Origin of the sequence: Pontibacter anaerobius (genome assembly GCF_026241195.1) — a bacterium.
Lineage (GTDB): Bacteria > Bacteroidota > Bacteroidia > Cytophagales > Hymenobacteraceae > Pontibacter > Pontibacter anaerobius.
In genome coordinates, this window is sequence record NZ_JAPFQO010000013.1 from 48,104 (window position 1) to 62,013 (window position 13,910).

The following is a 13,910-nucleotide window of genomic DNA, read 5'->3' on the forward strand; positions in this document are numbered from 1 at the left end:
AGATATTTATGAAGAACATCCGTAATTTCTGCATCATCGCCCACATCGACCATGGTAAAAGCACCTTGGCCGACCGCCTGTTGGAGTATACCTCCACAGTGGCAGAGCGAGAAATGCAAAACCAGCTGCTAGACAATATGGACCTGGAGCGCGAGCGCGGCATTACCATTAAGAGCCACGCCATCCAGATGAATTACCATTATAAGGGAGAAGAGTATGTGCTGAACCTGATCGATACGCCAGGCCACGTGGACTTCTCCTACGAGGTTTCCCGCTCCATCGCCGCCTGCGAGGGCGCTTTGTTGATCGTGGACTCCTCCCAGGGTATAGAGGCGCAAACCATCTCCAACTTATACCTGGCCATCGGCAACGACCTGGAGATCATTCCGGTGCTGAACAAGATCGACCTGCCGCACTCCATGCCGGAGGAGGTTTCGGACCAGATCATTGAGCTGATCGGCTGCGATAGAGAGGATATTATTCATGCGTCTGGCAAGGCTGGCATCGGTATAGAAGAGATCCTGAACGCTATTTGTGACCGAATCCCTGCTCCGAAGGGTGATCCGGCCGCTCCATTACAAGCCCTAATCTTTGACTCCGTTTTTAACTCCTACAGAGGCATCGAAGTATACTTCCGAATCTTTAACGGCACACTCAAAAAAGGGGAGAAGGTGAAGTTCATCAACACCGGAAAAACCTATGAGGCCGACGAGATTGGGGTGCTGAAACTGAACCAGGAGCCACGCCAGGAAATGGGCGCCGGCAACGTGGGCTACCTTATCTCGGGTATCAAGAACGCCAAAGAGGTAAAGGTTGGTGATACTATTACCCATGTAGATCGTCCGGCCAAGGGTATCCAGGGGTTTGAGGATGTGAAGCCGATGGTATTTGCCGGAATTTACCCGGTGGAGACCAGCGAGTACGAAGAACTGCGTGCCTCGATGGAGAAGCTGCAGCTGAACGATGCCTCGCTTGTTTGGGAGCCGGAAACTTCTGCCGCTCTTGGCTTCGGTTTCCGTTGCGGCTTTTTGGGCATGCTGCACATGGAGATCGTGCAAGAGCGTTTGGAGCGTGAGTTCGACATGACGGTGATCACTACGGTGCCGTCGGTGCAGTTCCATGCTTATACCACCAAAGACCAGATGGTAAAGGTGAATGCGCCGTCAGAGATGCCGGAGCCGAACTATATCGACCATATTGAAGAGCCGTTCATCAAAGCGCAGATCATCTCCAAGTCTGATTACGTGGGGCCGATCATTACCCTGTGCATGGACAAGCGCGGTATCCTTAAGAACCAGACATACCTGACCAGCGACCGGGTAGAGATGACTTTTGAGATGCCGTTGGCTGAGATCGTGTTTGACTTCTTTGACAAGCTGAAGACCATTTCACGGGGTTACGCCTCCCTGGACTATGAGCTGATCGGTTTCCGCGCTTCGAACATGGTGAAGCTGGATATCATGTTGAACGGTGAGAAAGTGGATGCCCTTAGTGCCATCGTGCACCGCGATAAGGCTTACGACTGGGGCAAGCGCCTCTGCGAAAAATTGCGTGAGCTGCTGCCGCGCCAGATGTTCGAAATCGCCATTCAGGCTGCCATCGGGCAGAAGATCATCGCCCGCGAAACGGTAAAGGCCATGCGAAAGAACGTACTAGCCAAATGCTACGGCGGTGACATATCGCGAAAGCGTAAGCTCCTTGAGAAACAGAAGAAAGGTAAGAAACGCATGCGCCAGGTAGGCAATGTGGAAATTCCGCAAGAAGCCTTCTTAGCCGTGCTTAAGCTCGACTAACCTATAAACAAGCCCCGACGTGCCCCTGCGCGTCGGGGCTTTTGCTTTGCTAATACTTTGTCTAAACGCACACTCTGAATTTTGTACGCCGACATTACCATAAAAGCCTTTTGTGCCAATCCAGCCGAAACCGAAAGTATACTGCATGAGCTGCAGGCAGACTTTCATGGCCTAGATGTGCAGACGGATGTTTACTATCACACAGAGCACGGCAGGCTGAAGCATAGGCAAGGCAATATTGAAAACAGGCTCATACATTATAACAGGTTGTATCTGCCAACAGAAAAGAGTTTTAAGACCGAGGTGCTGCTGTACCTTAAAAATCCCAGTGTTGCCACTGTGAGTGACGTTTGTGCTGGCCTGCAGAAAGTAGCTGAGATCAGGAAGCTGCGTAAGCTATACTTTCTCGATAACGTGAAATTTCACCTGGACAAGGTGGAAGGTTTAGGCCATCTCATAGAAATTGAGGCGATTGACCTGGACGGCTCCTTTGGGGTGGATTACCTTAAGCAGCAATGTGAGTACTTTAAAGATCAACTGCAGATAGCCGACAAAGATTTAGTGCGAGAATCTTACATCGACCTGTTTAACTAATCTAAATTCTTCAATCAACCATCATAACTTTTTTAAAATGACCCTGCTCGACGGTAAAAAAACATCCGAAGCCATCCAGAACGAAATTGCTGCGGAGGTAACTGACATTAAAGCTAAAGGAGGAAAGGTGCCGCACCTGGCTGCCATATTGGTGGGTAACGATGGCGGTTCTGTGACCTACGTGAACAACAAAGTGCTGGCCTGTGAGCGCATTGGCTTCGGCTCTTCCCTCATTCGTTACGAAGACACTGTTACAGAAGAGGAGCTACTGCAAAAGATCAAGGAACTGAACGAGGATGAGGAAATCGACGGGTTTATCGTGCAGTTGCCGCTGCCAAAGCACATCGATACCGAGAAAGTTATTGAGGCCATTGATCCTAAAAAAGATGTGGACGGTTTCCACCCGACTAATGTGGGGCGCATGGTGGCCGGTCTGCCAGCTTATCTTCCTGCCACGCCTGCAGGCATTCTGCAGTTGCTTCAGCGCTACGAGATTGAGACAAACGGCAAGCACTGCGTAGTGATAGGCCGCAGCAACATAGTAGGCACACCGATGAGTATTCTGATGGCTAAAAGCGGCTATCCGGGTAACGCGACAGTAACACTCTGCCACCGCAATACGGTAGATCTGCCATACTTTACCCGCCTTGCTGATATTATTATTGTGGCTGTTGGGCAGCCAGGTCTTATCAAGGCCGACATGGTGAAAGAAGGTGCCGTAGTAATTGACGTGGGCACGACCCGCGTACCCGACGCAAGCCGTAAGTCAGGTTTCAGGTTGCGTGGCGACGTGGATTTTGACAACGTGGCCGAGAAGTGCAGCTACATCACGCCGGTACCGGGTGGCGTAGGTCCCCTAACCATCTCTATGCTGATGGCCAACACCCTGAAAGCAGCCAAGAAAGAAGTATACGGATAATCTCCCTCTGCCCCCTTCTGACAACAGGAGGGGGTATTTTTTAATTTGAAATCTCTGGATTTGATACGTATGGACTCGATATATATCTGCCAGCATCTTTTCAAACAATAGAGTGCAAAATCCTGCATGTCTTTTAATCCTGTAAATCCTGCTCCTTTTTTAGTAACTTTGTGAGTTCTGCCAGAAGTATACTTTTACTTCAGGATGGCAGCAACGTAAGTATAAACGGCTGTGCGTAAAGTATAAAGTATAGCCTGAGGAGAGAAAGCATTGGAAGAATTAAAAGTTAAAAAGACTGCCTCCATACACCAGGTACCAAAAGATGGCAGTAAACTGCCGCTGATGGAGGCGTTTTATACGATTCAAGGTGAGGGTGGCAACACAGGAACGGCTGCATACTTTATCCGCCTGGGCGGTTGCGATGTAGGGTGCCACTGGTGTGATGTGAAGGAGAGTTGGGACGCAGAGGCGCACCCGCTCACGCCTGTAGAAGACATTGTAGAGACTGCCGCTGCCTACCCGGGCAAGGCTGTGGTCATTACCGGTGGCGAGCCACTGCTTTACAACCTGCAGCCGTTAACGGAGCAGTTGCAGACGCGAGGTATCAAAACCTATATCGAAACTTCCGGCGCTTACCCCGTGAGCGGCAGCTGGGACTGGATTTGCCTTTCTCCTAAAAAGTTTAAGCAGCCCGACCCGTCTGTCTATCCTTTTGCCCATGAGCTAAAAGTGATTATCTTTAACAAGTCCGATTTTAAGTGGGCCGAAGAGCACGCCGCCAGAGTAGGGGAACACTGCAAATTATACCTGCAGCCGGAGTGGGGCAAAGCCAATGAAATGACGCCGCTTATCGTTGAGTACGTGAAAAGCAATCCGAAATGGCGTGTGTCACTGCAGACGCACAAGTACATGGATATTCCATAAAAACCTCATGAAGTATAAACAGCTGCTAATTGCCTCCCTTTTGATACTGGGCTCTGCCTCAGCCACACTGGCTCAAAACCATAAGCTCAGCACTACCTCGGCAAAGGCAGAGCGTTTATACGAAAAAGCGGATAGCTACGCGCGTGCAAGGGATTTCGACCGGGCGTTGCAGACCTTACAAGAGGCAATCGAAAAAGATCCGAACTTTGCCGAAGCTTACCTGCGCGCTGCTAATCTGCACAAGATGATGGGCAACAAGGCAGCCGCTTTCGAGAATTTAGAAAAGGGACTTAAACTCCTGCCATTCTCAAAAGGACAAGCCAATAACTACTTTGAGCTGGCTGAGTTGTATTTTGATAAAGGCAATTACCAAGCTGCAACCGAGTGGTACGAAACGTTTCTGAAAACTGGATCCAACAATACCAAACAGGTGGATTGGGCAAGGAAGCAAATCAAGACCGCTGCATTTGCGCAGGAGGCCATGAAGAAGCCAATTCAGTTTAACCCCGAGCAGCTACCCCATTCACTTAATCGTTTCGGCCTGCAGTATTTCCCTTATACCACCGCCGACCAGCGTTATTTTATCTACACCGCACGCGAGAGCGGCCGACCTGATCATGATGAGAACATCTATGTGAGCCAGTTCAGGGATGGCAGCTGGCAAGCGCCTACCTCTATCTCTGAAAACATTAACTCTCCGGCCAACGAAGGGGCAGCCACCATCTCAGGGGATGGCAAAACACTAGTGTTTACCTCCTGCAACCGCCCCGATACGCAGGGCGACTGCGACCTTTACATCTCCTTCAAAACAGGCAGCGAGTGGAGCAAACCCCAGAACATGGGCAAAACCGTTAATTCCAAAGCCTGGGATTCTCAGCCAAGCCTATCTGCCGATGGCCGTACGTTATACTTTACCTCCACACGCGGGGGCGGTGTAGGCAAGGAGGATATCTGGGTAACCCACCGCAACGACGACGGCACCTGGATTAAACCGGCAAATCTGGGCAAAGAAATTAACTCTACCGGCCGCGACATGGCACCCTCCATCCACATGAGTGGCTCTACATTATACTTTGTGAGCGATGGCCACATTGGCATGGGCGGCCTGGATGTGTTTAAGGCGAACCGTAACGAGAATGGCAAATGGGCCGAACCGCAGAACCTGGGTTACCCCCTGAATACTTATGCCGACGAAGGATCGCTTTTTATCACGCCGGACAGTGAAATAGGGTATTACTCCCGGCAGGTAAGCACAGACGCAGGTGCACCTGGTATACAGCTGTTCAAGTTTGATGTGCCTGCCGAATGGCGAAGCCGCGTAACCAGCACCTATGCGCAGGGCCGCGTGTTCGATGCCGATACTAAAAAGCCACTGGCCGCACAGGTGCAGCTCTACGACGTAGAGGCTGACTCGCTGGTGCAGCAGGTGAGTTCCGATAAAGTATCCGGGGAATATACCGTGGTGCTGACCCAGGGGAAGCAGTATGCGCTGTACGTATCCGCCCCTAAATACCTGATGAACAGCCGTAGCTTCGATTACACTTCGTCCAAAGCGCTATCGCCGGTGGCACTTGATGTATACCTCGACCCGATCAAGTCAGGGGCGGCTATGGTGCTGAACAACTTGTTCTTTGATACGGGCAAGTATAACCTGGAGAAAAAATCGAAGACGGAACTGGATAAACTGATTGCTTTCATCCAGCAAAACCCGCAGGTTAAAATTGAAATTTCCGGCCATACCGATGACGTGGGTTCGGATAAGGCAAACCAAATACTGTCTGAGCGCCGCGCCAAATCAGTGGTAGATTACCTGGCCGGCAACGGTATCGGCAAGGAGCGCATCCGCTACAAGGGGTTCGGCGAAACAAAGCCGGTTAAACCTAATACCTCTGACGAGAACAGGCAACTGAACCGCCGCATTGAGATGCGTGTGCTTTAATGAGTCGCGTGTGCTTTAATGAGTAATGAGTAATTATTATTCACTCATTACTCATTACCAAATATTCATTACCTAAGCGCCCCAGGTCTGCGGCGATTGGCGCCACTCAGCCAGCGTATCCATGGCAGACTCCTGAATGTAACCTTGTTTTGCAGCAGCCTCTACCAATGCGTTATAGTTGCTCAGGCAGTGCAGCGGAATACCTGCTTGCTGAAAATTCTCCTCTGCCACGGCAAAGCCATAGGTAAAGATGGCGGCCATGCCCACCACTTCGGCACCGGCTGCTTTCACGGCCTCTGCGGCTTTCAGCGAGCTTCCCCCGGTCGAGATCAGGTCTTCTATCATCACCACTTTCTGGCCCGCCAGCAGTCTTCCTTCAATCTGGTTACCCATGCCGTGTTTCTTTGGCTCGGGGCGAACGTACAAAAAAGGCATTTCGAGTAAGTCAGCCACAAGGGCACCCTGGGCTATACCTGCCGTAGCTACGCCAGCAATGGCCTCTACCTCCGGGTATTGCTGCTGTACTAATTCCGCCAGCTGCTGCTTAATATAGCTGCGGATGTGCGGAAAAGATAACGTTACGCGGTTATCGCAGTAAATAGGGGAGTTCCAGCCGCTGCTCCATTTAAATGGCTGCTCCGGTCTTAACTTAACGGCCTCTGTCTCGAGCAGGTATGAGGCCACCTGATGTGCTGTTGTCGTAGAATCCATGTCCCGAATTTACATAAATAATCTTCCTTTTTAAGGCTGCGTATTTTGATTGAGCCGATTTATTTTTTGTTTTGTATAAATTACGCTTCCACTGGAGCACCCAAACCGCATGAACGTTTTTATTAACGACATTCCGCTAATCCTTAAGAAAGCCACCGACAAGGTGTATAAGCATGAGTATGACCTCATTCTGAAAGCCTCTGAGCACTTTACCTCTAAAGACCTTGTGGGCGATGTACTCATTAAGGAGGCGGACCCGCCACTGATTGACCGGCTGGTGCGCCTGATGGAGGTGAAAAAGCTGAAGAAGCTGAAGTCGCTGACCCTTGTGGCTGATAAAAAGAAAAAAATTATCGAGCACCTCAAAGACCAGTTCAAAATTGTGAGGGCTGCAGGAGGCCTGGTGCTGAAGGATGGTAAGATACTGATGATTTACCGCCTGGGGGTATGGGACCTGCCGAAAGGGAAGCTGGAGAAAAAGGAGAAAGTGCGCGAAGGCGCTATGCGCGAGGTAGAGGAGGAGTGCAACATCCAGGTGGAGGTAGTGGAGAAGCTTCCCAAAACCTGGCACTCCTATGCATTCAAAGGCAAGAAGATACTGAAGAAAACCAGCTGGTATGTCATGAACTGCACTGATGACAGCTTGATGAAGCCGCAAGCGGAGGAATTCATAGAAGAAGTGCGTTGGATGACCCCGGAAGAAGTGCAGGAGGTGCTACCGAATGCCTATACTTCTATTGCGTTCGTTATCCGACACTATCTGCAATCTCTGAAAACTGGAAAGGTATAAACTCATCCACGTTGCCGCCAAACCGGTGAATCTCTCTGATGATGGAGGAGCTGATGGCGGCAAGGTGCGGTGACGTGATCAGGAAAACACTCTCCAAGTCGTGGTTTACGTGCTTGTTGGCTTGAGCGATAGTGTTTTCGTATTCGAAATCGGTTGTGTTCCTAAGCCCACGCAACAAAAACTGGGCCCCCACCTCACGTGCAAACTCGGCTGTAAGCCCGGTAAAAACTTGCACTTTGATATTTGGCTGATCCTTAAACAGCCGTGTCATCACCTCAAACATCCGGGCAACTGGAATATAGCGCTGCTTGCTGCTGTTGTTGCCAATTCCAACAATCACTTCATCAAACAGCTTGGAGCCGCGCATTACCACATCGTAATGCCCGTTTGTAAAAGGGTCAAAAGAGCCTGGGAAGAGGGCTATTCTTTTCATGGGTTAGCTTTAGAGGTGTGGTTGGGTTATAAAATCATACTTAGTGCAGCATCAGCGTTTATCACTCGCAAAGGTGCAGGCTGTAGAGCTCAAAGTAGCGGTGCTCAAACATATCATGGAATTTATAGCTATACTCCACATCAGCAGGCTTTTTCCCTAACCTGATCTGGCGGATGTACTTCTGCAGGATATTGAACAGGGAGGAGTCGTGGGTGATATCGCCCCAAACGGTAAGTGTTTCCTGCTCCGGGCTCATTTTCTGCTCCTGCATGATGAAGATGATATAGTAGATAAAGTCCTCCTCACTTACATAATGGAAGATGTTGCAGAACTCCAACCCGCCCGGCCCTGTAACGAGCAAGGTCACGTAGTTACGCTCCACAAAGGCGTACATACTGCGCAGGTTTGTGCGTGGCGTTTGGTGCAATATGCTTCGGATTAGTGAACTGGTAAGATGCACCACCTGTAGTGACCTCTCGGGGAACAGCTCCTGCAGCGACTGGTACAGCGCACCGTCCATCGCAAAAATATTCATGGCCTCCAGGCCGCTGTGCCGGTAGCACAGCACCTCGTCCTGCGTAGGGTTCAGGTCAGAGTGCAGGCGCAGGTAATCCTGCCGGTGGGCGGGGTCGTAAAGTGTTTCAGGCACCAGTGTAAAGTGCTGGTTGCTTACCGATACCCGCACCATATTCCAGTGTTGCTGCTGCAGCAGTTCATTTTCCTGCGCAATCAGGCGAAGCTGCTCGGCCACCTGCATGGGCGAGAAAACCGTGATCAGTTCATAATCCTCGAGCACCACAAACTTATTACGTTCTGTGCTTGCCACTGCCAGGCGTATGGCCTTCTGGCTTAGCGCAATGTATAAATTGCACTGCCCCGCCTGCGCAAGCGAAAAAGTCTCATCCTGTATTTTATGAGATAGCCTGTAATGTGTGTTGATGGTGTTCAAGGTATACTGTCGTCGGGTGTAAGCGTTAGCGGGCATAGCAGCCCTACTGCAAGTATAAAAAAATTATGGCAAAAGGCAGCGGGGCCGGGGCTAAGGTATAAAATTATGCGGCAGCCCTAGCAGGTCGTCCAGCGACAGCAGCAGCTGTAGCGAGCGGTGCTTGTCTGCAAACGGTATACTTTGTATCTCTCTTGCGGTCAGCCACTCAAGGTGCTCAATCAGTTGGTTTCCGCCTGCAGCCTCAGAGTCTGACCCAGTAGCCATACTTCCGCCTACTACTTTTACCTCAAAGAAGAACTCCACAGCATGAAGCGGCTCCTCCAGAAACTCATTCACGAACAGGAACCTGGTTACCTCTACCTGCAGGCCGGTTTCTTCTTCAAACTCGCGCCTCAGAGAGTCCTGTATACTTTCGCCGTATTGTATGCCGCCGCCGGGCGGAGCCCAGAAAGCGCTGTTTCCGATGGTTTTGCCGTGGCGGACTAAAAGCAATTTAGAATTCTGAATACAGATGCCGCAAGCTCGTACGCGCAGTTTACCGGCGTATGCTGCCGCAGCAGGGTTTAAGTCAGACATGGTTGGTTTACGGGTGTTTTGGTCGTAAATTTACAGAATGATTAGAACGTACAATCCGGATTACGAAGCAGACATACGCGAAAAGCTGGAGCGACAGGAATTTATGAAGCTCATGGGCTTTAACGTGACAAAGATAGAAGAAGGTAGGGTAGAAGGCGAATTAACCTTAGAGCAAAAGCACAAACAGCACAAAGGTTTTGCCCATGGGGGGGTGATTGCCACGTTGGCCGATATTGTTGCTGGTTTTGCTGCAGTAAGCCTAGTGCCTAAAGGCCACCATGTGGTCACGGCTGAGATAAAAGTATCCTATTTTCATCCCGGCCTCGGGGATAAGCTGCTGGCAAAGGGCTATGTGCTGAAGCAGGGGCGTAAGCTTAATTTCTGCGAAGCGGAAGTATATGCCGTGACAGGGGAAAAACCGCCGCTGCTCATTGCCAAGGCCAGTGCAAGCATGGCCAACATCACGCCGGAGGATATCGCCGGAGTTGGAAAGTTAGAGAGGTAGAAGGTTATAATGGTAGATCTGTGCCTGTTTACAAAGTATAGATTTGATCTCTTTCCCTGACTCTTTTACAGCTGCTTTGTGTTATACTAAAGGTATACCCAGACTTTCTAACGCTCTTACTTTTTAACTTTCTAACACCAATTCATGCGCCCGGTAGAAGCCTTACGAAACAGTTTCCCGTTTGAACCGACAGAGGACCAGGCGAAGCTCTTTGCCAAACTCGACGAGTTTATACTTAACAAGACCGATGAGCGGCAGGTTTTCCTGCTGAAAGGATATGCCGGTACCGGTAAAACCACGGTGGTAACCTCACTGGTAAAAATCCTGAACTCCTTCGGCTACAAGTATGTGCTGCTTGCCCCCACCGGCCGTGCCGCCAAGGTGATGTCGAGCTACAGTGGCCGCCCGGCCTTTACCATACATAAAAAGATCTACCGCCAAACGGCCAATCCTTTTTCCGAGGGGCTTTCCTTTACCCGTCAACCTAACAAGACCGATAGCACCATTTACATCGTAGATGAAGCTTCGATGATCTCGGATGAGAGCGGCTTTGGTGAGAATGGCCTGCTGCAAGACCTGTTGCAGTATGTGTTCGACAAGAAGAAAAATAAGCTCCTGCTGATCGGGGATACGGCGCAGTTGCCACCGGTGGGGCAGACGCTCAGCCCCTCGCTGGACGCCGAGTACATGAAGCAGAATTTCCGCTGCCAGGTGCAGCAGATAGAGCTGCGCCAGGTTATGCGCCAGGCCGAGGCATCCGGCATTCTGATGAACGCCACTCAGCTCCGTGACCGCATGAAGCAGGAAAAACTGGATATAAAGCTGTTTACCAAAGGCTGGCGCGACATTTACCGCATGACCGGAGAAAAGCTGGAGGATGGTTTGCGCTATGCCTATGATAAATTCGGCGTGGAGAATACCATCGTGATCTGCCGTTCCAACAAAAACGCCAACTTGTACAACCAACATATCCGGCGCCGTATTTTCTTTGCAGAAGATGAGTTGGGTGTGGGCGATTACCTGATGATCGTGCGCAACAACTACTTCTGGCTCGAAAAAGACTCTGACATCGGTTTTATGGCCAACGGCGATTTTGTGGAGGTGACTAAAATTATCCGGTTCGAGGAAATGTACGGCTTCCGGTTTGCCGATATCCGTATCCGCTTCGTAGACTACCCGGATGCACAGGAGGAGGAGGTGAAAATCATGCTCGATACATTGTACACGGATACGCCCGCCTTGCCCTCTGACCAGAATAAGAAGCTGTACGAGGAGGTGCTTCAAGATTATATGGATATTCTCACAAAAAAGGAGCGCTATAAGGAATTGAAGAAAAACCCTTATCTAAACGCGCTGCAGGTGAAGTTTGCGTATGCGCTAACCTGCCATAAGGCACAAGGCGGCCAGTGGCAGGCAGTGTTTGTAGATCAGGGTTTTCTGAAGGAGGACATGGTGAACGAGGAGTTTGCGCGCTGGCTCTACACTGCCCTTACCCGCTCCTCCGAAGAGCTTTATTTACTGAACTTTAACGATCAATTATTAGTTGACTAACAAAAGAAAACTTATTTTGCATCGTTTCTGCTAAAGAACAAGTATATACTATATCGCATAAACTTTAACCCTCTACACAAGATGAAAAAAGTAATTCTTTCTTTTGCTTTCGCCGCCCTGATTGCTGGTGGCGCAGTGGCGCAGGAAAAACCGAAGGCTACCGCTCCGCAGGAGCAGGCTACCAATGGCCCTGCCATGGCTTTCCAGGAAAGTGAGCATAACTTCGGCGACATTACACAAGGTGATGTAGTGGAGCACACGTTTGAGTTTAAGAACACAGGTACACAGCCGCTTGTGCTGGAGCGTGTGGATGTAACTTGTGGCTGCACAACTCCTGCCTGGACAAAAGAGCCTATCATGCCAGGTAAAACCGGTTTCGTGACTGCTAAGTTTAACAGCGCCGGTAAATTAGGCCAGCAGAAGAAAGCGATCATTGTACACTCTAACGCCGCTGAAGGCGCTAAGTATGTGTACATTGTGACCAACATCAAAGAGAAAACCAACGCGAGCGCAGCCAAAGCTACACCAGCGAAAAACTAATCAGCTGTTGCTTCGCTAAAGTATAAAAGGCCATCCCGATCAGGATGGCCTTTGTTTTTATGGAGAAGTATGATCGCTCATCTTGGGTAACTCTGGACAGATGATGAAATGGAAGTATAGGTTGGCAACCTCTGCCAGGTAGCGGAAGCCACAAGTTCTTTTTCCTTACTCAAAAACACGGGCTTGCAATCCGTTTTTGCTATTGAAGAAGATTCCGAAGGAAATATCTGGTTTGGAGACAGAGATTCCGGGGCTTGGAAATATGACGGCAAAACGCTAACAAACTACAAAGTTGATATAAAATTGAAATCCCAAATGATTTGGAGTATTTACGAAGACCAAAGCAAAAACTTACTTTTGGGAATGGCAGATGGTGGCGTTTTAAATTTAATGGAAAATCGTTTGATAAGTGGTTTTGAAAAGAAATACGAACGCTCAACTATGTGTATAAGTAATAGCGGTTTAAGTGATGTAACTAAAGTATAAACATAAATCGAAGGTCAGTGCAAAACCGAAAGGTTTGTAAGTACAACTCCGCTACTACTCATACGCAAGACCGTCAAATGAACAGAAACACTTTATCTATACTTAAAATACACACGTGTACTGGGCAGGTACCATCTAGTACGCGGCAAAAATAAGGCAAAGTATAGCGATCCATACTTTACCTTCAAATGCTTAGTCTATACTTCTGAATTACAGCGCCTTTAGCACGGCATAAAATAGCGCTCCCCAGCCAACTATAAACAAAGTGCCGCCAATGGGGGTGATGGCTCCCAACCACGTTATCCCGGTCAGCACCAAAGTATAAAGTGAGCCTGAGAAAATGAGGATCCCCAGAAAAAAGCACCAGGCCGCCACCTGCAATGCCGGCTGCTCCACTCGAAATAACAGTAAACCCACTGCCATCAACGCCAGGGTATGGTACATCTGGTATTTCACGGCTGTCTCGAAAGTGTCGACGCGGTTGCTGGCCTGCAGTATGGGCGCCAGGGCATGTGCACCAAATGCGCCGATGGCAACAGTGAGGGCACCTAGCGCACTGGCAATAAGAAGTATGATTTTTTGAGTCACGGTGTTAGGGTTTGGGTAAGCCTGTAAGCAGGATACCGCAAAGGTACGACAGCAAAGTATAAAATGCAGTGCAGCTATAGTTTACTCTGCCTCTAGTGCCTCAATCAGCTGCTCCTCAAACTCTTCCTGGTTGTCGTATTGCGTAAATTCGAGTGTTTTGCCGGTTGCCTTAAGTTGCGTAACCACATCCAGTGCCACAACAAGGGGCTCGGCTTCTTTGCCGATAAGGTCGCGATCCCAGTCGGCACCCACCAGCAGTTCATCGCCATACATGCCCACGCACCAGTTTTCCAGAAACTCGACCAACGTTACGGACTCCGGTGTGTAGTCAGACCATTCATCTTCGGCACAGGCACTTGCCCCTGCCTTATCAGACCAAAACAGGATTACCTCGGTGTCCTCAAACTCGGAGGAGCTGGATGTGGCCCAGGTTTCATTCTTAGTTAGTCCCCAAACCTCTTCTGATTGCACAACATGCTTAATAAAATTCTGGTACTTGTGCTCGATGTTGTTAGCATGCTCTGTCATACAATGTCTTTTTAAGGTTTAGGATTGATTTATAAGGCAAAATACGAAAATTATATATATATCAGCCAAGGTTCTTTCTGGCGC

Annotated in this window: 16 protein-coding genes; 10 read left to right on the forward strand and 6 right to left on the reverse strand. The window is 49.6% G+C overall.

Annotation, left to right across the window (positions count from 1 at the left end; all coding sequences use genetic code 11):
* Positions 1 to 8: 8 nt before the first annotated feature.
* The 5 genes from lepA to OO017_RS17865 all read left to right on the forward strand — a co-directional run bounded on the left by lepA (position 9) and on the right by OO017_RS17865 (position 6,169).
* The gene (gene lepA / locus OO017_RS17845) at positions 9 to 1,793 is read left to right on the forward strand and encodes a translation elongation factor 4 (RefSeq protein ID WP_266054060.1); all 1,785 of its coding nucleotides are present in this window, start codon (positions 9 to 11) and stop codon (positions 1,791 to 1,793) included.
* An 81-nt stretch (positions 1,794 to 1,874) separates the two neighbouring features.
* The gene (locus OO017_RS17850; RefSeq protein ID WP_266054061.1) at positions 1,875 to 2,387 is read left to right on the forward strand and encodes a class IV adenylate cyclase; all 513 of its coding nucleotides are present in this window, start codon (positions 1,875 to 1,877) and stop codon (positions 2,385 to 2,387) included.
* Positions 2,388 to 2,424: 37 nt separating this feature from the next.
* Complete coding sequence (locus tag OO017_RS17855; RefSeq protein ID WP_266054062.1) at positions 2,425 to 3,306, forward strand: bifunctional 5,10-methylenetetrahydrofolate dehydrogenase/5,10-methenyltetrahydrofolate cyclohydrolase; 882 nt, start codon at positions 2,425 to 2,427, stop codon at positions 3,304 to 3,306.
* A 342-nt stretch (positions 3,307 to 3,648) separates the two neighbouring features.
* Positions 3,649 to 4,230 (forward strand): 7-carboxy-7-deazaguanine synthase QueE, encoded by a 582-nt coding sequence (locus tag OO017_RS17860; protein WP_266054144.1) that lies wholly within the window; start codon positions 3,649 to 3,651, stop codon positions 4,228 to 4,230.
* Between the two features lie 7 nt (positions 4,231 to 4,237).
* Positions 4,238 to 6,169: an OmpA family protein gene (locus tag OO017_RS17865; RefSeq protein WP_266054063.1), complete on the forward strand. Its 1,932-nt coding sequence runs from the start codon at positions 4,238 to 4,240 to the stop codon at positions 6,167 to 6,169.
* A 72-nt stretch (positions 6,170 to 6,241) separates the two neighbouring features.
* Here OO017_RS17865 and pyrE read toward each other — a convergent pair whose 3' ends face one another.
* Entirely contained in the window at positions 6,242 to 6,880 is a 639-nt protein-coding gene (gene pyrE / locus OO017_RS17870) for an orotate phosphoribosyltransferase (protein ID WP_266054064.1), read from the reverse strand.
* Between the two features lie 109 nt (positions 6,881 to 6,989).
* Here pyrE and OO017_RS17875 point away from each other — a divergent pair, with 109 nt between their 5' ends.
* Positions 6,990 to 7,670, forward strand: coding sequence for an NUDIX hydrolase (locus OO017_RS17875; RefSeq protein WP_266054065.1), 681 nt, complete (start codon positions 6,990 to 6,992; stop codon positions 7,668 to 7,670).
* Here the strand turns inward: OO017_RS17875 and coaD are convergent.
* The 3 genes from coaD to OO017_RS17890 form a co-directional block, all read right to left on the reverse strand.
* Entirely contained in the window at positions 7,627 to 8,103 is a 477-nt protein-coding gene (gene coaD / locus OO017_RS17880) for a pantetheine-phosphate adenylyltransferase (protein ID WP_266054066.1), read from the reverse strand. The two genes, OO017_RS17875 and coaD, sit on opposite strands and share 44 nt — an antisense overlap.
* A gap of 61 nt (positions 8,104 to 8,164) precedes the next feature.
* Positions 8,165 to 9,052: a DUF3822 family protein gene (locus OO017_RS17885; RefSeq protein ID WP_266054067.1), complete on the reverse strand. Its 888-nt coding sequence runs from the start codon at positions 9,050 to 9,052 to the stop codon at positions 8,165 to 8,167.
* Between the two features lie 90 nt (positions 9,053 to 9,142).
* Positions 9,143 to 9,628 carry an NUDIX domain-containing protein gene (locus tag OO017_RS17890; RefSeq protein ID WP_266054068.1) on the reverse strand — a complete coding sequence of 162 codons (486 nt, stop codon included), beginning with the start codon at positions 9,626 to 9,628 and terminating at the stop codon, positions 9,143 to 9,145.
* Positions 9,629 to 9,665: 37 nt separating this feature from the next.
* Between OO017_RS17890 and OO017_RS17895 the strand changes: the two genes are divergently transcribed.
* From OO017_RS17895 to OO017_RS17910, 4 genes are all read left to right on the forward strand, one after another.
* Positions 9,666 to 10,133 (forward strand): PaaI family thioesterase, encoded by a 468-nt coding sequence (locus OO017_RS17895; RefSeq protein WP_266054069.1) that lies wholly within the window; start codon positions 9,666 to 9,668, stop codon positions 10,131 to 10,133.
* A 144-nt stretch (positions 10,134 to 10,277) separates the two neighbouring features.
* Complete coding sequence (locus tag OO017_RS17900) at positions 10,278 to 11,684, forward strand: ATP-dependent DNA helicase (RefSeq protein WP_266054070.1); 1,407 nt, start codon at positions 10,278 to 10,280, stop codon at positions 11,682 to 11,684.
* Between the two features lie 81 nt (positions 11,685 to 11,765).
* Entirely contained in the window at positions 11,766 to 12,224 is a 459-nt protein-coding gene (locus tag OO017_RS17905) for a DUF1573 domain-containing protein (RefSeq protein WP_266054071.1), read from the forward strand.
* A gap of 183 nt (positions 12,225 to 12,407) precedes the next feature.
* Positions 12,408 to 12,710 (forward strand): two-component regulator propeller domain-containing protein, encoded by a 303-nt coding sequence (locus OO017_RS17910; RefSeq protein ID WP_266054072.1) that lies wholly within the window; start codon positions 12,408 to 12,410, stop codon positions 12,708 to 12,710.
* Between the two features lie 210 nt (positions 12,711 to 12,920).
* On the opposite strand, the gene OO017_RS17915 is transcribed toward OO017_RS17910, so the two are convergent.
* Both OO017_RS17915 and OO017_RS17920 read right to left on the reverse strand, forming a co-directional pair.
* Positions 12,921 to 13,298: a DUF423 domain-containing protein gene (locus OO017_RS17915; RefSeq protein ID WP_266054073.1), complete on the reverse strand. Its 378-nt coding sequence runs from the start codon at positions 13,296 to 13,298 to the stop codon at positions 12,921 to 12,923.
* 81 nt (positions 13,299 to 13,379) lie between these two features.
* Positions 13,380 to 13,826 (reverse strand): DUF2750 domain-containing protein, encoded by a 447-nt coding sequence (locus OO017_RS17920; protein WP_266054074.1) that lies wholly within the window; start codon positions 13,824 to 13,826, stop codon positions 13,380 to 13,382.
* Between the last annotated feature and the right edge of the window lie 84 nt (positions 13,827 to 13,910).

Bases quoted from the DNA above. Each gene is read 5' to 3' on its own strand.
- lepA (WP_266054060.1), top strand. From the start codon at position 9: ATGAAGAACATCCGTAATTTCTGCATCATCGCCCACATCGACCATGGT.
- OO017_RS17855 (WP_266054062.1), top strand. From the start codon at position 2,425: ATGACCCTGCTCGACGGTAAAAAAACATCCGAAGCCATCCAGAACGAA.
- OO017_RS17860 (WP_266054144.1), top strand. From the start codon at position 3,649: ATGGAGGCGTTTTATACGATTCAAGGTGAGGGTGGCAACACAGGAACG.
- OO017_RS17865 (WP_266054063.1), top strand. From the start codon at position 4,238: ATGAAGTATAAACAGCTGCTAATTGCCTCCCTTTTGATACTGGGCTCT.
- pyrE (WP_266054064.1), bottom strand. From the start codon at position 6,880: ATGGATTCTACGACAACAGCACATCAGGTGGCCTCATACCTGCTCGAG.
- OO017_RS17875 (WP_266054065.1), top strand. From the start codon at position 6,990: ATGAACGTTTTTATTAACGACATTCCGCTAATCCTTAAGAAAGCCACC.
- coaD (WP_266054066.1), bottom strand. From the start codon at position 8,103: ATGAAAAGAATAGCCCTCTTCCCAGGCTCTTTTGACCCTTTTACAAAC.
- OO017_RS17890 (WP_266054068.1), bottom strand. From the start codon at position 9,628: ATGTCTGACTTAAACCCTGCTGCGGCAGCATACGCCGGTAAACTGCGC.
- OO017_RS17895 (WP_266054069.1), top strand. From the start codon at position 9,666: ATGATTAGAACGTACAATCCGGATTACGAAGCAGACATACGCGAAAAG.
- OO017_RS17900 (WP_266054070.1), top strand. From the start codon at position 10,278: ATGCGCCCGGTAGAAGCCTTACGAAACAGTTTCCCGTTTGAACCGACA.
- OO017_RS17905 (WP_266054071.1), top strand. From the start codon at position 11,766: ATGAAAAAAGTAATTCTTTCTTTTGCTTTCGCCGCCCTGATTGCTGGT.
- OO017_RS17920 (WP_266054074.1), bottom strand. From the start codon at position 13,826: ATGACAGAGCATGCTAACAACATCGAGCACAAGTACCAGAATTTTATT.